Origin of the sequence: Pandoraea sp. NPDC090278, assembly GCF_044772185.1 — a bacterium.
Lineage (GTDB): Bacteria > Pseudomonadota > Gammaproteobacteria > Burkholderiales > Burkholderiaceae > Pandoraea.
Window position 1 is genome coordinate 136,312 of the sequence record NZ_JBIVYJ010000007.1, and the last position, 17,789, is coordinate 154,100.

Here is a 17,789-nt window from a genome sequence, read left to right on the forward strand (position 1 = left end):
CGACGCGACGTCACTCGACGTTCGCGTCGCACGGTATCAGGCTCAGATCAACTTCAGGTTCTTCAGCACCTCACGCACGATACGCGCGCGCTTCGGGCCGTCGGCCTCACCGTTCATATCGATGTTCAGCGCAATCATCGTCAGATTGCCGTCACGCTCCAGCCAGCCCACCCACCAGCCGATATCCGGCTTCTTGTCGACGAACCAGCCGGTCTTGCCGTGCAGCACATAGTCGGCGTTCGCTTCGACAATCGAAATCTGCCGGACGATGTCCTGCGAACGAGCCGAGAACGGCAACGTGCCGCGCGCCAGACGTTGCAGGAAATCGACTTGCTCGCGCGCCGAGATCTGCAGACTGTCATCCACCCAATAGGTGTCGTTCACGCGACCGATGGTCCGGTTACCGTACCCGACGGCGTCGAGCTTCGCCTGCGCATACGCGCGCGGAATCTTGTGCGAAACGACCTGATAGCACGGGTAGCAAGACACGCGAAACGCGTCACGCAGATTCAATTCCGCATTCCACGCCTTCATCCGGCGCGGCTTGCCGTCCCACGGAATCGTCTCGCGCTCGTTGTCCAGCGCGCCCGATTCCAGCGCCAGCAGACTGTTGAATATCTTGTACGTCGACGCCGGGGACATGCGCCGCTCGGCGCGCGCCGAATCGTACGCCTGATACGTCTGCGTCTTGCCGTCGAGCACAACGACCGTGCCCTTCACGTTTTCTGCCGCGAAGAACTTGCCCCAGTCGGCGCGCTCGGTCAGGTGGACCGGAGCAGCGACGGAAGGTGCGCCCGCCGCCGACGCCCGGGCCAATTCCAGCGCGTGTGCTGGCGAAGGCAGCACACCATACGCGACGACCGCCGACGCGAGACGCAGCACGATGGCCACGCGACGCCAGCGAGAGAGAATTCGTTTCATTTCGTTATCCTTATTTTCAAGAAGCTAGTGGGTGACATACAGATGACACACCGGGTGTGGCAGCGACGTCGAAGCGTCATCACTGCCGATACAAGTCGCGCTGGCCAGGCACTGCTTTTTCAAAAGCGTTTGCAGCTTAGTGTGCGTTTCGGCAGCTGCAAAGCAAAGCTACCGTAACCGACGTAACCGCCGTATCATCGGCTCGCCCCTTCCACGAATGCGTGGAACGTGCGCACGCGGTTCGCGCCACAACGCGCGTCGCCGGTCCCTGCCAAGCTTGCTGCCCGAGTCACTCAGTCAACATGAACGACACCACCGAGCCGTCGCTCGCTCCCGCACTCGTCGTGCGACTCGACGCGCCGCAGAAAATCGACGGTCAGCCGGTGCGATACCAAAGCCTGTGGTTGCTGATGCGCGTCTATTACGCGGCGCATTTCGAGGCGTCGCCGGTGACGCTTGCGTCGCTGAAGATCCGCTTCGGTCAGGCAGGCCTCGGGGGTGATCTGCGCATGCTCATCAGTCGCGCGTTTTCGGACTTTGCGCGATGGGGCGTCGCGGTCGGCTGGGGCGACGACCGTCAAGCCGACGTGCGTCTGCTGCCGACACGCGGACGTGGAAAAGGCCCCTTCTGGCTCGCCGCGCACGAGATGTCGCGCATCAAGGTCGCCATCGGCGACACGACCCCTGCCGATCCGCGCCGCGCTATCGCCGCGTTTCTCGGTCTGCCGCAGGACAGCACGCCCGACGCCCAGCCACCCGCGCTCGATTACGTCATGCAGGACATTGCGTTCTGGCATCACCTGACGCTCGGCAAGCGCGACATGCAGGACGGCGTGTTCTTCGCGCCGTCGCCGCCTTCGACGCAAAGCGAAGCCAGACGTCAGCGCACGGGCGCGATCCCGTCGTTCCATGCGGCGCAAGTGTGTGCCGTGGACGACGTACAGCGTGGCATTGCGCTGCTTGCCGAGACCATCGTGTGGCGTCGCATGGGAGACGCCGCGCGTACGAAGCAGACGTTAGCCACGCTCGCGGCCACCTTCGGTGCGAGCCAGCCCGGCTCGCCGACGTTACGCGCCATGCACTGGATCGTGCAGGCATGGCAGGCCTACGCATTGCGTGACGAGCCGGGCGCGTTCGCGCATCTGCAACGCATCAGCGACGACGCGTCGCTCGCCCCGTGCCTCGTCTACAACCCGCGCATCCGCTTTGAAAGCCGTAATCTCCAGGCATTGCTGCACAAATCGCACGCCGCGCGCAATGGTCCGATGCCTGCCCGTGCGCAATCCGCCGCCGACGCGCTGGCCGCCTTCTCGGACGCCCTGCAAGCGGCGTTCGAAGCCGACTCCATCGAGCTGGCCCAGCACGTCGCCGCCAACATCGGTCTGTCGCTCTGGCTGTTCTGGCAAGGGGCACTGATCGATCCGGGCAGGCGACTTGCGGCGGCCGAAGTCCAGCGTCAGGCATTGCGATGGATCGGTTTATCAGAGTGGATTTGCGATCGCTTCGGCGTGGGCGGGAATTCCGTCTGGAATACGGTGTTCCTGCTGCGCATTGCACGCGGTGCTGTGCCGGTGCGACGCGATCCCGATCTGGAGACGCTGCGCGCGAGTACGCCCCTCGCGGTCGACGCCTTTCTCGATGCCGTCCAGCCATTCGGCGCGCCCTTCTCCCGCGCCAAGGGTTTCCTGCGTTGGACGGATGTCGTGGCCACCACGCTCGCCGACCACGAGGAAGGACGCGTGCGCTTCGAGCCATTGCAGCTCGCCAACCTGTGGTTCGAAATGCTGTGGTTCGCGCTGCATCAGGACGGCGACTCGCCACAGGCATTCCACGCTGCGCAATCACTCGGTCGTGTACTGCCGATGCTGCCGCCGCCCGACCGTCGCTTTTTCCGCGATGCGCTACGTCTGATGCCGCGCGACTTTCAACGCGAAGTGCGGGTGGCGCAGGACGGTTGACGCGCCCATCGATATGTCGCACCGCACCATTTTCAGTTCACGTTTTTCGGGACACATCGTGCTTGTTTTGCCCCGCGTGTCGGTGTATCGTTGCCGCAAAGCTAAGCGCAGGGGTCCTGCAACGTGAGTTGTGGGTGAGAAATACCCTTAGAACCTGATCTGGATAATGCCAGCGCAGGGAGCGTAGAAATTCCTCGCCCCCGTTCATGCTCCTGAGCCGCTTTGCGCCGAAATTGTCGGCGTCAACACGTGCCCCGCCAGGAGACATTGCATGAACGCCAATCCGAAGTTCCTCTCAGCCAACGCGCGCGTGGACGAAGCTGCGATCGCACCGCTGCCCAATTCCCGCAAGATCTACGTCGAAGGCTCGCGCCCGGACATTCAGGTCCCGATGCGCGAAATCTCGCAAGCCGACACGCCCACGAGCTTCGGCGGCGAGAAGAATCCGCCGATCTACGTCTACGACTGCTCGGGCCCGTACACCGATCCGAACGCGACCATCGACATCCGCTCCGGCCTGCCCGCGCTGCGCGCGAAGTGGATCGAAGAGCGCGGCGACACCGAAGCCCTGCCGGGCCTGTCCTCGGCCTACGGCCTTGAGCGCGCTAACGACAGCGCCACCGCTGACCTGCGTTTCCCGGGCCTGCATCGCACGCCGCGCCGCGCCAAGGCGGGCAAGAACGTGACGCAGATGCACTACGCGCGTCAGGGCATCATCACGCCCGAAATGGAATACATCGCGATTCGTGAAAACCTGCGTCGTCAGGAATACATCGAAAGCGTGCGCGCCGCCGGTCCGCAGGGCGAGCGTCTCGCGAAGCTGCTCTCGCGCCAGCATCCGGGACAGCATTTCGGTGCCAGCCTCCCCGAGCAAATCACGCCGGAATTCGTGCGCGACGAGATCGCACGCGGGCGCGCCATCATCCCGAACAACATCAACCACCCGGAATCCGAGCCGATGATCATCGGCCGCAACTTCCTCGTGAAGATCAACGCGAACATCGGCAACTCGGCCGTGACGTCGTCGATCGGCGAAGAAGTGGACAAGATGACGTGGGCGATCCGCTGGGGCGGCGACACGGTCATGGATCTGTCGACCGGCAAGCACATTCACGAAACGCGCGAGTGGATTCTGCGTAACAGCCCGGTGCCGATCGGCACGGTGCCGATCTATCAGGCGCTCGAAAAGGTCAACGGCAAGGCCGAAGATCTGACGTGGGAAATGTTCCGCGACACGCTCATCGAGCAGGCCGAGCAAGGCGTCGACTACTTCACGATCCACGCCGGTGTGCGTCTCGCGTATGTGCCGATGACGGCTAACCGCATGACGGGTATCGTCAGCCGCGGTGGCTCGATCATGGCCAAGTGGTGCCTCGCGCATCACAAGGAAAGCTTCCTGTACACGCACTTCGAAGAGATCTGCGAAATCATGAAGGCGTATGACGTCGCGTTCTCGCTGGGTGATGGTCTGCGTCCCGGCTCGATCTACGACGCCAACGACGAAGCGCAACTCTCCGAACTCAAGACGCTGGGCGAACTCACGCAAATCGCGTGGAAGCACGACGTGCAGGTCATGATCGAAGGCCCGGGCCACGTGCCGATGCAGCTCATCAAGGAGAACATGGATCTCCAGCTCGAGTACTGCGACGAAGCCCCGTTCTACACGCTCGGACCGCTGACCACGGACATCGCCCCGGGTTACGACCACATCACGTCGGGTATCGGCGCGGCCACCATCGGCTGGTACGGCACGGCCATGCTTTGCTACGTCACGCCGAAGGAACACCTTGGCTTGCCGAACAAGGACGACGTGAAGGAAGGCATCATCACGTACAAGCTCGCCGCCCACGCAGCCGACCTCGCCAAGGGTCACCCGGGTTCGCAGATTCGTGACAATGCGCTGTCGAAAGCACGCTTCGAATTCCGTTGGGAAGACCAGTTCAACCTCGGCCTCGACCCGGACAAGGCGCGTGAATTCCACGACGAAACGCTGCCGAAGGATTCGGCCAAGGTCGCTCACTTCTGCTCGATGTGCGGACCGCACTTCTGCTCGATGAAGATCACGCAGGACGTGCGCGATTACGCCGCCAAGCAAGGACTCACCGACGAAGCCGCCCTCAAGCAAGGGATGGAGGTCAAGGCGGTCGAGTTCGTGAAGAGCGGCGCCGAAATCTATCGTCGCACCTGATTAGCGCGAGAGGGATGCGTGCGCGACGGTGGCATCTACGCCGCCGTCGTGTGCCGCAAATCATCACGTAGCGAACGAAACGCGCCCGGGTAAAACCGGGCACGTTTTTTTATTGCGATGACGTTGTCGACTGCCGTCTACGTCAAGCGGACGGCATCACCGAAAGGTTTGAAATCGTCGTTATGCGACGGAAGGCGATTCACTGGTGACGGCGGCTGGCACCGTCGGCACGCCACGCTGCGTGAGATAGTTGCGTAACCGCTCCGTGGCGATGTGCTTGGCAACCGAAGACATCGAGGTTGCCAGCGCCGTGAACGCCTCCGTGTTGGTCGCGGGCATGGCGGCGGCATCCATCACTTCAGTGTGGCGCATGTCCCAGTGACGCTCGCCCAGTTGTTCGACGCCGAGCGCGAGCTTCGCCCACTCGTCCGTGCCCAACCCGATGGACGCGGGCAGATCGCCGCGCACAATCGCCTGATGCATCGGCAGACCGGCAGCAAACCCCACACGAAGCATCCACTCGGTGCTTTCGCTCGTGGGCATGGGACGCGTGCCTGCTTGCAGACGCGCGTTCAGCTTGCCGATGAACTTCGACGGCGCCTCGCGCACGGAACATGCTGTCGACCACTCCTTCTTGCCTGCCAGTGCGGGCTTGCCGGTCCATCGGCGCGCCGTGTCCGCCACCGTCTTCGTCACGTCGGCACGCGTCGGCTCGTACGGCACCGTGCCATTGCGACCGTCGGTGCCGAGCAACGAACCGTTGACGATGTCGCGACAGACTTGCGCGCGTTCGCTGCGTCCGTCCGGCATGACAACCGGGTGATTGCGCCCGTCCAGCGATGCCACACGCGTGCTGACCTGATGCGAACCGGCGCAGACGTGCAGCGTTGCCAGTGCCGCAGGCGGGAGGACAGGTTGCGCGACACGCGGCGCGAGAAAGGACGTCAGCGCTTCACCGGTCATGGGCGCTTCAAGAACATCAACACTGTCGACATCCACGAGCCCGCCCGAAGATGTCTCACCGGACCGATTCTCTTGCGACGATACGCTCGCAAAGTCGGCTTCGAACTGACGACGACCAATGTCCCGAGCGGCGTGACTCGACGATTGCGCAGCGGCGGTCGTCTGAGACGCGCTCGGGGTCCTAGGATGGTCCAGGCGAGCGCTTCGTATATTTGAGATGCCCGTAAGCGGCATGTCCACGACGTTATTGATTCCGCCGGGATGAAGTGTGGCGGGCATCGGGGCAAGTCCGCCCATAGCGGGGGCGTGATTCGCGAATTGCATACCGAAAGTCATCGAAAAGTCCTCAAATTGGGGAAAGGGAGATCCGTGGTGTGCACCACGGTCTCGACGTCGCCTGCGCCGCGCCCCACAGACGCCGACAAAGCTCGGATGTCGCCGGGAGGCGTCGTCAAGACGGCGTCCACGATGCCCGAACGGTCGTTCGGCACTTTTCGGTTCTGCACGCGGGCTCTCGTAGCTCGTGCAAGCGACCGCCTCGGAGTGGACAGCCGGGCCGCCTGAATGCGTCCGGTGCGCGTCGGGTACGCAGGGGTCGCGCTGTCGGAGTGCCCCGAACTTATGGCATGCTATCGGACAGCGGTACAGCCGACGCGGCTGACGCGACCCGCCCTGCGGGTACGCTGCTCCCGCGCTCCAGCCCGAAGGCATCTCAAAATGATGGCCCGCCGGCCTTGTTTTGAAATGTCTCCCTGCTCCCGGACCCACTCCCGTGCGAACCGGTCCGGCCTGCGTCGCGGCTATGTATCCGCACTCGCACTTTCAGGGACAACAATATGAGTGGTTACGGTTTTCTTTTCAGTATTCTCTTGCTGGTGCTGGCAAGCGCCTTCTTTTCCGCCGCCGAAATCTCGCTCACTGCGGCCAAGCGCACCAAACTTCAGGTGCTCATGGAGAAGGGCGACGAACAGGCGGTCAAAGTGCTCGCGCTCAAGGAGCAGCCGGGCAATTTCTTCACCGTCGTTCAGATCGGCGTGAATGCCGTCGCCGTGCTCGGCGGCGTGCTCGGCGAGAGCTTCCTCACCGGCTATTTGTTCGACTGGTTCTTCCCTTTCACCGACGAGGCGCTCGCGCTCCGACTGGCTGGCATCGGTTCGTTCCTGTTCATTACGATCGCCTTCATCCAGTTTGCCGATCTGATTCCGAAGCGTCTCGCTATGGTCAATCCTGAGCGCGTCGCGATGGCCATCATCGATCCGATGCTGCTTTGCCTGAAAATCCTGCGTCCTTTGGTCTACGTCTTCAACGGCGTAGCGAACCTGTTTCTGCGTATGTTCAAGCTACCCACCCATGCGATCGACAACATCACGTCGGAAGACATCGCAGCGATGGTCGGTGCCGGTGCGCAGGCCGGTGTGCTGCGCAAGCAGGAACTGCATCTGATCGAGAACGTGTTCGAATTGGAGTCGCGTACCGTTGGCTCGGTCATGACCTTCCGCGACGACGTGGTGTACTTCACCATCGCCGAAGACGAGCGCAGCATCCGTCAGAAAATCACGGAAAGTCCGCATTCGAAGTATCTCGTGTGTCGCGACGAAATCGACAACGTGCTCGGTTATGTCGACTCGAAGGACCTGCTCCAGCGCATTGCGAGCGAAGACCTCTCCAGCGTGATCCGCAATCTGGATCGTCTCTACGCCAAGAAACTGCTGGTGATTCCGGACACGCTCAACCTGTCCGAAGCGCTGGCACGCTTCAAGGAAACCCGCGAGGGCTTCGCCGTCATCATCAACGAGTACGGCCTGGTGGTCGGCGTCGTGACACTGAACGACATCGTTGGCGCGCTCATGGGCGACGTCGTCCACCCGGCCGACGAAGACCAGATCGTGCAGCGTGACGAGCACTCCTGGCTCGTTGACGGTGTCACGTCGGTCGAGGACGTGAAAAAGGCGCTCGATATCGACGAACTCCCCGGCGAGGGCGAGTTCGAGACCATCGCCGGATTCATGATCTATCAGCTCAAGCGCATTCCGAAGAAGTCGGAAGCCACCGAAGCGGCGGGTTACAAGTTCGAAGTGGTCGACATCGACAACTACAAGATCGACCAGTTGCTCGTCACCCGCATCGGTGCCGTTGCCGAGGCCGCTATCGCAGCGGCAAAGCTGAACGCGAACCCGCCGGAAAATCAGACATCGTAGTCAGCACCTCTGTCAGGCGGTCGGTCAAACCGCCATCGCGCTGCGTCGGGCGCGCGATGGCCGACGCGATCACGGGCCACGGCGCATATAGCCACGCCTCCCGGCGCGCACGCGTGACCCCCGTATAAATCAGTTCTCGCGATAGCACCCGGCTCGCCTGCTCGGGCAGCACGATTGCGACGCGCTCGAATTCCGATCCCTGCGACTTGTGAATCGTCATCGCGAACGCCGTTTCGTGCGCGGGCAAACTCGCAGGCGAGTAGAGACGATAGCCGCCGTCCGGCGTAGCAAACGTCACACGCAACGTACCGGAAGGACCCAGCGGCAACGCAATGCCGATATCGCCGTTGAAGAGGTTCAGCGCGTATTCGTTCTGCGTCACAAGCACCGGACGCCCCGCAAACCACGCACCGCCACCCGCGCCCAACGCCACGCCCGCACGACGCGCTAGCAGCGCCGTCAGTTGTGCGCCGAGAAACTCGACGCCCCGTCGGCCGCCCCGCGTCGCGCACAGCACGCGAAACTTCCCAAAAGCAGCAAAGACCGGCTGCGCGACCATCGCAATGTCGGCCGTCGTGGCCGCAGCGGGATCGCCCAACTGCTCAATCGTCGTAAACGCCTGAGCGAGCGCATCGAGGTATTCGCCGTAGCCATCCGCCAGCGCGTTCAGTGTTGCTGGAGACAACTGGATTCCGCCATCTTCGCTCAAGAGCACGCGGTCCACCGGATTGGCTCCTGAGAGTGCGACACCCTCCCCTCGTCCGGCATTCATGCGGCCGGACTCGCTCTCGGCAACAGTGAACTCCTTACGCGCATCGATGACCTTCCCTGTCTTGATGGCCGTAGCCAGACGGCCAATCGCCGAGTTCGCGCCAAAGCGATAGGTGCGTTCCAGCCAGACGACGGCGTCCTCCAAACCGCGTGGTGCCCTGGCTTGCGCCGTCGGCACAACGCTGGTTTTCGACACGCTGTCGCGACTCACGGCCAACGGCCCCGAGCCAGGAAGGTCGTTTGACGGCCAGCCGAGTGCCGACAGCAATTGCATGCGCATCGAAGGCGAAAACACCCGCTGGGCGCTCAGTTCGCCGAACACCGCTCCCGCCTCGACGGCCGCCAACTGGTCCTTGTCGCCCAGCAAAACCAGACGCGCCCCCTCCGGCACCGCTTCCAACAGTTGCGTCGCCATCGACAAATCGATCATGGACGCTTCGTCCACCACGATCAGATCGTAAGGCAACGGGTTGCCTGCGTGATGACGAAAGCGTCGCCCGACCTGCTCCGCCGATTCCGGCAATACCCCGAGCAGTCGATGCAACGTCACCGCCGCTTCGGGGAGCGCGAGTCGCACAGCTTCCGGCAAGTCCTGACGTGCCGTCAGCGCTTCCTGCATGCGCTGTGCCGCTTTGCCGGTGGGTGCCGCGAGCGCGACGCGCAGGTTGGCATCACGCTCCAGCAGACACGCGATCAGACCGACAACGGTGGTCGTCTTCCCCGTTCCCGGGCCACCGCTGAGCACGACCAACGAGCGCTGCAATGCGAGCGCCGCCGCCGCCATCTGCCAATTCGGCTCGCGCTGGCCTTCGGGCGAGTGCAACACACCATCGCGGAAGTAGCGTTGCAAGCGCTTACGGTCTTCCTCCGTGATCGCCGAAGTCGGTGCCGTCGATGCTGAAGTCGCCTCGTCGCTCAGGGTCAGTTTTCGTCCGAGCGCGAGGGCTAGGCGCGCTTCATAGTGATAGTAGCGAGCCAGATACAGACGGTCCTGATCGTCGAGCAAGAGCGGATAGGCGTCTGTCTGTCCATCGCCCGCAAGTACGTGCGCGAGACTGGCGGGCGCACACAAGCCGCTTGCGAAGAGCGCGTCTCGCCAGACGGACAAGGCCGGTGCGTCACCGGGAAACAGTTCGCCGCTGGCCTGCGCGTCGAGCAGGTTGTCGAGCGGCACGCACACGTGACCTTCCGACGTGGCGAGGCTCACTTCGAGCGCCGCCCGTCGAACGTAGCGGCACGTAACCTCGTCAGCCCCGTTCCCTCGCGCGAGCAATCCCATGCGACGCGCGAAACCTTGCGCCAGTCGCACCACGCCGCTGTCGGCCAGCGGTGCGCCGGACGCATCGCCCATATGGCGTCTATCGCTCATGCGTTCTCCTCGCGGGTCCCGACCGAAGCACTGTTCGTGTCCAGCGAGAGCGCCTGAGCCAGCGCCGCGTTTTCACCTGCGGCGAACAGTCCATCGAGGGCGTCGACCATTTCCCGAGAAGGCTTGTCGAAGAAAACACCCGGAACTTCATCCCCAGCAAGATGCGCGTTAGCCCAATCGGGACGCACGCCCCGCACAAACAAATAGAGGCTGCCGCCCATATCGCGGTCGTAATCGTAATTAGATAAGCGACGCCGCAAATAACGATGCAGCGCCAGCGTGTAAAGCAAGTACTGGAGGTGATAGCCGTGCTCGGCCATGGCCTCGCGCAAGCCGTCGCCGCCGTAGTTCTCGGGAGCCGTGCCGAGGTAGTTCGACTTCCAATCGAGAATCCACCATTGACCGCCGTGACGGAACACCAGATCGATGAAGCCCTTGAGATAGCCCCGCAGGACCGTCGCGTCCAACGGTAGATCGGGATACCCGAATTGGCGCAACAGGCCGCGCAGTGCGTCAAGCGACACCGCATCCGCCGGGTACGTGAACTCCATCTCGGTGAGACGCTCGGCCAGCGAGACATCCGCCAGTTGCATGCCTGGGCGCAACGGCGTGGCGAGCGTGTCGCTCAGCATGTTCGTCATCATGGCGCGCCACGTATCGTTTTGCTCCGCACCGCGTCCCGGCGGACGCTCGCGTAGCGCCCGCGACACCGCATGCGACCATTGGGCACGCGACTGGAAGTCCGCCAGTTCGAACACTCGGTGCAAGCTCTCCCCGGCAGCCGGGCCACGCGGAAAGCGAAGAATGTCGTCTGCAGGCGGCCAGGCGTCATCGCCTTCCGGCGGCAGCGCAAACGTCGGTCCCGCATTGGCTTGCGCGTCGTAATCGGGACGCGTGCGCTCCGGTGCGCTCAACTGCCCACCACCCAGTTGCGGTCCGGTGTGCATGCCCGCAAGCAACCCGGAGAAGCTGCCGATGCGCCATGCTTCGCGCAAGGCTCGCGTACTCGCGCGCGTAGTCAGTTCTGGCGCGGCATCGTGCACGACGCGCGTATCGCCGTCGAGCGCATCGCCCACGGGCAACGGCACGACGTCAAGTGGCCCGCCAACGAGCGCCTTCCACGCCAAGCGAATCGCCTCGACGCGCTCATCGGCGTCGATGGTCGAAGCGATCCATGCGTCGAACGTCGTCCCTTGCCCGGCCGCAAGCCAGTTGAGCATGCCGCCGCACGCTTCCTTCACGCTACGACGCGACGAATAGATGCCCGCCGCAAGATAGCAGCGGTACACCGCGCGCGTCAGCGCAACGTAAAGCAGGCGCGCCTGCTCCGCCGATTGTTCCTGTCGCAACGCGGCAGCGGCAGGCGAACCTTTGCCCGCTGCGTCGGTAAAGTCGATGACGGCCGTCGCACCATCGTGGTACTCCAGACCCTCGAGACCGCCACCGTCGCGCACCGCCCCGTCCCAAAGGAACGGGCAGAACACCACGCCGTACTCAAGGCCCTTCGATTTGTGAACGGTCACGATCTGGACCAGATTCTGATCCGACTCCAGGCGCAGTTGCGCCTCCTCGCCGCCGCTGGCATTGCGCTGCGACGCCAGCCAGCGCAGCAACGCAGGCATGCCCGGCTGTTCTGCCCATCGCGCTTGTGCAAGCTCAGCCAGATGCATGAAGTTGGTCAGACGACGCTCTCCACCCGACTGCGCGACCAACCGTGCCGCAAGTCCAAGCTCGCGCATGAGCGTGCGCCACATCGCCGAGAACCCACGATCCGTCCACAACTGACGATAGCGTTGCAGGCGCTCGATCCACGCGATCGCTTCCGCATCCGAGGCATCGCTTGTCTGCATGCGGTAAAGCGCCGTGGCATCGAGTCCGAACAACTCTGTCGCGAGCGCTGCGCGAAGCGCTCGAACATCGCCCGGGGCCTCCACTGCGCGAAGCACACGCAGCAAGGTTTCCGCCTCTTCGCTCGCGAATACCGAGTCCTGCGTCAACTCCACGCTCCCTACCGCATGCTCGGCGAGCATCGACTTCATCAACGCTCCCTGACGGTGCGTCTGCACGATCACGGCAATATCGCCGGGTGCGAGCGGCTCGTCGCCGACCAGTACCTCGCCACGCGACGCCCCCGCCAGCAAGCGCGCCACTTCGGCCGCCGTTGCGCGGGCGCACGCTTGCTGCGCCTCGTCCTTGGGTAGCGGCTCGTCGGCGTCGGGCAGCCACCAGACCGTAAAGTCGGCGACGGCCCGTACGTCCGTCAACGGAGGACGACGACGCGTGCCCGGACGCACCGGCGGATACGCGAGCCCGTCCAGCACGAACGCACGATCGTTGGCACCGAACAAGCGGTTACCGGCTTCGATGATGGCTGGCGTCGAGCGCTGATTGACGGCGAGCGTGTACGCCGCGTCGGCGTTCTCGCGCGCGGCCAGATACGTGTGCAGATCCGCCGCACGGAAACTGTAGATGGCCTGCTTGGGATCGCCGACCATGAACATCGGGCCGCGCCCGCTGGCCGCTGCCATTTGTTCCGTCGCTTCGTCCGCCACTTCGTCCGTCACTTCGCCCGAGACGTCATCCGATGTGGCTGACCGATGTCCGTACACGGCGCTGAAAATGGCGAATTGCAGCGGATCGGTATCCTGAAATTCATCGATCAGTGCGCACGGATAGCGCTCGCGCAACGCGTCCGCCAGATCGGGATGCTGATGCAACGCGCGCGCGATATTGCCAAGCAAGTCGTCGAACGACACCACGCGCAGTTCGCGCTTGCGCAGCGCCAACTGTTCCGGCGCCTGTATCAGCCACTCACGCAGGATGCGCAGCCACTGCATCGCGTAGCGCTCGTCAGCATCCGCGCGCGCCCGGACGAGTACGTCCGCCATTTCAAAGAAGCGATGGTCGGGGGGCGTCTCCCCTTTCTTGATGTCCTTGGCGAGCCGCGTCGTCGTCAGCAACTCGGCCTTCGGCCCCAGCAATGCACCGGCGTCGCGCGCGCCAAGATATCGCTGCCATGCCGAGACGGCCTGCGGGAGAGACGTCTCGTTGTAGATATTCTTCTTGTAGGAAGGTAGTACTGCGCGCATCAGGTCGGCAATCACCGATGCTTCGGCTTCCCAGCAATCGCATGCCGCCGAATACGTCGCCAGCAAGGCCGAGTCAGGCGATGCCTCCGCATCGCTTTGCACGGCCTCCGGCCAACGCAACTCGGACATCGGCTTCTTCAGGCGACGCGCCAATTGATCCGTGAGCGTGCCCGGTGAACGCTTGCGGTCCACCAGCCATGCAGCGAAGTTGTCATCCTGCGCCGCCATCGGCTCAACGACGCGACGCCAGAACTCCACCGCCAAATCGTGGCGCACGCCGTTGTCGTCCGGCACCAGCTCATAAGCGAATGGCAGCCCGGCAGCAAACGGCACTTCGGCGAGCGCTCGCTGGCAAAAGCCGTGGATGGTGTGAATCGACGCCTGATCGAAACCGCGCAACGCACGCTGAAGGCACTCGCGAATCGCCTTCGGCGACATCTCGCCACGCTCGATCAGCCCGGCGATCATCACGTTGAACAGCGGATCGTCGCTGGCGTCCGGGTCGAAGTCGGGGAAGTCGTCTGCGCCATCGTCACCGTCCTCGCCGCCACCCTCGCCTTCGCCCTCATCGAAGACCGGGGCCATCGCTGCGACCAATCCGGCAAGTCGTCCCCGGATCCGTTCACGCAATTCTGCCGTTGCGGCATTCGTGAACGTCACGACCAGAATCTGCTCGACGGTCAGTTGTTTCTCGAGCAACAACCGGACATAGAGCGCGCAGATGTTCCACGTCTTGCCTGTACCGGCCGACGCTTCGATCAGGCAGACGCCATCGAGATTGCAACCGAAAACGTCGAGGTCGATGAGTTGCGTCATGCGCCCTCCACGATTTCAAGGTGTTGCACCATCGGTCCGAACATCGTGTTTGCCAGCAAGTCGAACGGCGACGCCAGCGGGTCTTCGACGCCCCGCCAGATCAGCTTGGTATAGGGATCGTCGGCATCGCCGCGCGCGAATGCAGAGCCGGACCATGCGCTTTCGGCATCTGTCATTTTTCCGGTGCTCGCCAGCTTCCACGCGCTCCGGACAAAGAACGGCAACGGTCGGGTCTGCCCAAGGCGATACAACGCCACCCATTGCGCGAGCAGCGCCGCTGCGTCGTCCACGGGACGTAGCGCAAATGTCTCGTCCTCTCCGTACCAGAGCGTTCGCGGTGCAACCTCAAGCCCCGCATGCTCCGGCTGCTGCAAATGTGCGCATAGCGCGAGGTGGGCGAGCCAGGCGGCAAGCAGATCGCTCGGACGCATGCTGCCATAGCGATACATGACGAGTCCGTGGCGCGACACCGGCGCTAGACGCCCTTGCAGCAAACACTCTGCGGACAACGTAGCATCGCCGTGCCAGATCGCATCCGTCGATCCCGTCCACGACGGTGGGAGCGCGGGCTTGAGCGGCAACGTCACGAGCAATTCCTGGGTGCCCTCCGCCTGCGCTTCCCTCACTTGCGTGGCCAGTGCGCGCAGTCCACCGAGTTCACGTCGACGCCATACCGCACCCGTCGCGCCGCCTGGCAGCTCATGACTGACGTTCGCAATGCGCTCGATCGCCGCCGCCTGTGCCCGAGCATCCTGAGCCCCGTCGCGCAACAGTCGCGGCAGCAGCCGCGCGGCGAGCGCGTCGCGCCCCGACCAGTCGAGTACGAACGGCTCTTCGTCGTCGACTTCGGTGAGCATGTCGCCGAGCGACAGGCCCAGCCGGTCGCGCGCCCACGCCCGCCCTGGGTGACGCCAGAAGCGCAGCAGGTCGTCCAACGTCAGATGCGTTTGCGCAATGGCGGGCAATGGCTCGTGGACGAATGGCGTTGCGGCTGCGTCCGGCACAGGGGGTGCCAATTGACCAGCCAGTTGCTGAGCCGCCTCGCCGTTAGCGACGTCATAGCTGTACAGCGACGGCTCGCGCCCATCGAAGTACGCGGGTGAGAACGGTTGAAGCGGATGCAGGACAACAAGCGTCTCACGCGCTTTGCGTTGCTCGTCGAGGTCGAATCCCTGCGATGCCGGTGCGAGCAATTGCCCCGTGAAGTCCAGCAATTCGTCCACAGCGGTGGATGGCGGCAACGGCGCGTTGTCGCGAACGCTTCGCCCCGTGTAGGTGATGAGAAAGCGGTCTTGCGCACTCAGCATCAAATCGAGGAACAGATTGCGCTCGTCATCGCGACGCTGGCGGTCGCCGCGTTGTGGCAGCGCACGCATGAGATCGAACTCGTCGGCGCGCACGCGCCCGGGTAAGACGCCATCGTCCATGCCGATCATGCAGACCACGCGGTACGGCAACAGACGCAAGCTCGGAATCGCGGCAAACGTCACGCGTCCCGACGGTACCCCGCCGCGCGTCGGATCGTCGAGCGCGTCGGCCAGCACGCGCGCCACCACTTCCACCGGCACGCGCACCTCGGGCGCACCGTCGGCAATGGCTGTGCCGATCTGTTCGATGGCCATACGCACTTCGGCGACGTCATCGGCAAAACGTGGCTCATCCGAGAAGAACTGCTCCAGCATTGCCAGCAACTGATCCCGCCACGCGAGGCCAGTCCGCTCGGTCTGGAGCGACACCGCCGTCATGTCGAGATCGTCGATCAGTCGCGCCAGTTGCCCCAGCAACTCGGCCTTGCCGCCTTCGATCCCGCCGACAGGCAGCCAGTCGTCGACCGGCATGGCGTCATCCGGCAAGGCGTAGCCGAGGAACAGGCGCATCATGGCGTCGCCCAGCGTATGGCGCTCCAACGCAGGAGGTACATCCGCACCGGCGCCGGTCATCGCGCCGTCACGTGAGGTCTGTCCAGTACCGTCAAGCCGCAGCAAGGCGTCTCCGCGCCAGCCCCGGCGTGCGCCTGCACTGTGCAGCCAGTTCTGAATGGCGTCGAGCACATTGCCGCCCAGGTCGTAACGCTGCGCTACCGCCTCTGTCCGAGCAAGCTCGACAAGACTCGACGCCGCCACCCACTGCTGCGGCAATGCCAGAATCGACGCGAAGGCGCGTGCGACAGGGTTGGTCCGCGTCGGCGGCAGGCCGGTCACCAGATAAGGAATACGGGGCGTTGCCGTGCCAAACACGGCGTCGATGAGCGGTGCCGCACGGCCAAGGTCCGGCACGGTAATCAGCACATCGTCGGGACGTAGATCGGGGATCTCGTCGAAGCACGCCAGCAGGCGATCGTGCAGAACCTCGATCTGACGCGCAAGGCTATGGCAGACGTGCACCTGCACCGAGCCATCGGCCGCGACGCCATCGGGTGCGCCATGACGACCATCGTCCAGGGAAAGAATGCCGTTCTGCAAGGCGGCCAGCAGCGTGGGCTCTGGATTCGGCTGAAACAACGCCCGATCCTCCACCGCCTGCGGCGCAAGGTCCGCGTACAACGCGTCGATGTGCGACTGCGTCTGTCGTCCCCATTCCGCCAGCAAGGGGTGCCCCACCTCGCGGTGTGCCTTGCCATCGCGTTGGGTCAGATACGACAGCCGCGACGGCGGCACGATGTCGAACCAGTAGCTCTCGCAGGGGTTAAGGACATAAAGATGCACGTCGATCAGGCGGGACATGGCCTTGAGCAGCGCCATCGAAAGCGGCGGCATCGACGACAGCGCGAACACGCAGACTCGGGACGGCCAGCCTGCAGGAACGGTTTCCGGCGTGAGCTGTTCGATCCGGTCGATGGCCCGCAGCGTCGGGTGGCGCTCGCGAATCTCCAGATGCGCCAACACCTGTCGCCACAAGGCACTTTGCCAAGCCTCGTCGGCACGCTGGGCATCGCCCCAGGCCGTCGACGCCCCTGGCGAAATGACTTCACCGGATTGCCACCGCTCCAGCCAGTCCGGCCGGTAAGTCAGGTATTGATCGTAGATGTGGGCCAGTCGGTCGGCCAGCTCGAATCGCATGACGTCGTCTGCCCCGGCCAGATAACCGGCCAGCCGCGGCGATGCCTCAACCCACGGTTGCGCGAGACACTGGTACAGCGGCCAGACCAGCCGGTCGGGCGCGAACGGCGAGCTTTCCGGCACGGTGAGCAGTTTGCCTGCCATGTCCCAGAGCCATTGCGCCAGATACGTCAGACGGACGTTCGCACACACGCCGAAGACGTCCGCATAGTCCAGTTCGAGCCGACGGCGCACTGCCACGCTCGGCACAACGATGGTTTCCGTCTCGAAGGGATTCACTGCCCCCGCCGACGCCTCAGGTGCCTGAGCGATATCGCGCAACAGGGCGGCTTCGAGCGTGGTGAACCGATTGGAGAAGAATAGATGGAGCATGCGGGCGTGGCGGCTTAGCGAGTCTGTTCGCAAGCATAACAAATGCCCTGTGCCAAAGCCCATCGGACAGATCCGAAAGCTCACC

8 protein-coding genes and 1 riboswitch are annotated in these 17,789 nt (G+C 63.8%); of the genes, 3 read left to right on the forward strand and 5 right to left on the reverse strand.

The features are described from left to right. Positions 1–42: 42 nt before the first annotated feature. A complete protein-coding gene (gene blaOXA / locus ACIQWO_RS23520; RefSeq protein ID WP_402829406.1) occupies positions 43–921 on the reverse strand; it encodes an OXA-62 family carbapenem-hydrolyzing class D beta-lactamase in 879 nt (292 codons plus the stop codon). A 302-nt stretch (positions 922–1,223) separates the two neighbouring features. On the opposite strand from blaOXA, the gene ACIQWO_RS23525 reads away from it, so the two are divergent. Continuing rightward, positions 1,224–2,879 (forward strand): hypothetical protein, encoded by a 1,656-nt coding sequence (locus ACIQWO_RS23525; protein WP_402829408.1) that lies wholly within the window; start codon positions 1,224–1,226, stop codon positions 2,877–2,879. Between the two features lie 99 nt (positions 2,880–2,978). Further along, positions 2,979–3,077: riboswitch (TPP riboswitch) on the forward strand. A 73-nt stretch (positions 3,078–3,150) separates the two neighbouring features. Then, positions 3,151–5,067 (forward strand): phosphomethylpyrimidine synthase ThiC, encoded by a 1,917-nt coding sequence (gene thiC, locus ACIQWO_RS23530; RefSeq protein WP_402829410.1) that lies wholly within the window; start codon positions 3,151–3,153, stop codon positions 5,065–5,067. A 180-nt stretch (positions 5,068–5,247) separates the two neighbouring features. Here the strand turns inward: thiC and ACIQWO_RS23535 are convergent, their stop codons facing one another. Further along, positions 5,248–6,030, reverse strand: a complete 783-nt coding sequence (locus ACIQWO_RS23535) for a hypothetical protein (RefSeq protein WP_402829412.1) — start codon at positions 6,028–6,030, stop codon at positions 5,248–5,250. A gap of 836 nt (positions 6,031–6,866) precedes the next feature. On the opposite strand from ACIQWO_RS23535, the gene ACIQWO_RS23540 reads away from it, so the two are divergent. Further along, entirely contained in the window at positions 6,867–8,228 is a 1,362-nt protein-coding gene (locus tag ACIQWO_RS23540) for a hemolysin family protein (protein ID WP_402829414.1), read from the forward strand. On the opposite strand, the gene recD is transcribed toward ACIQWO_RS23540, so the two are convergent. Genes recD through recC form a run of 3 tightly spaced genes read right to left on the reverse strand, consistent with a single transcriptional unit; the run spans position 8,176 to position 17,704 of the window. Further along, positions 8,176–10,368, reverse strand: a complete 2,193-nt coding sequence (gene recD, locus ACIQWO_RS23545; protein ID WP_402829416.1) for an exodeoxyribonuclease V subunit alpha — start codon at positions 10,366–10,368, stop codon at positions 8,176–8,178. The genes ACIQWO_RS23540 and recD overlap by 53 nt on opposite strands. Next, positions 10,365–14,273: an exodeoxyribonuclease V subunit beta gene (recB, locus tag ACIQWO_RS23550; protein WP_402829418.1), complete on the reverse strand. Its 3,909-nt coding sequence runs from the start codon at positions 14,271–14,273 to the stop codon at positions 10,365–10,367. Before recB ends, recD begins: the two co-directional genes overlap by 4 nt. Then, positions 14,270–17,704 carry an exodeoxyribonuclease V subunit gamma gene (gene recC / locus ACIQWO_RS23555; RefSeq protein ID WP_402829420.1) on the reverse strand — a complete coding sequence of 1,145 codons (3,435 nt, stop codon included), beginning with the start codon at positions 17,702–17,704 and terminating at the stop codon, positions 14,270–14,272. The genes recB and recC overlap by 4 nt, the downstream gene beginning before the upstream one ends. Between the last annotated feature and the right edge of the window lie 85 nt (positions 17,705–17,789).

Coding starts and splice junctions, on each gene's coding strand:
- ACIQWO_RS23540 (WP_402829414.1), top strand. CDS start 6,867: ATGAGTGGTTACGGTTTTCTTTTCAGTATTCTCTTGCTGGTGCTGGCA.
- recD (WP_402829416.1), bottom strand. CDS start 10,368: ATGAGCGATAGACGCCATATGGGCGATGCGTCCGGCGCACCGCTGGCC.
- blaOXA (WP_402829406.1), bottom strand. CDS start 921: ATGAAACGAATTCTCTCTCGCTGGCGTCGCGTGGCCATCGTGCTGCGT.
- recC (WP_402829420.1), bottom strand. CDS start 17,704: ATGCTCCATCTATTCTTCTCCAATCGGTTCACCACGCTCGAAGCCGCC.
- recB (WP_402829418.1), bottom strand. CDS start 14,273: ATGACGCAACTCATCGACCTCGACGTTTTCGGTTGCAATCTCGATGGC.
- thiC (WP_402829410.1), top strand. CDS start 3,151: ATGAACGCCAATCCGAAGTTCCTCTCAGCCAACGCGCGCGTGGACGAA.
- ACIQWO_RS23535 (WP_402829412.1), bottom strand. CDS start 6,030: ATGACCGGTGAAGCGCTGACGTCCTTTCTCGCGCCGCGTGTCGCGCAA.
- ACIQWO_RS23525 (WP_402829408.1), top strand. CDS start 1,224: ATGAACGACACCACCGAGCCGTCGCTCGCTCCCGCACTCGTCGTGCGA.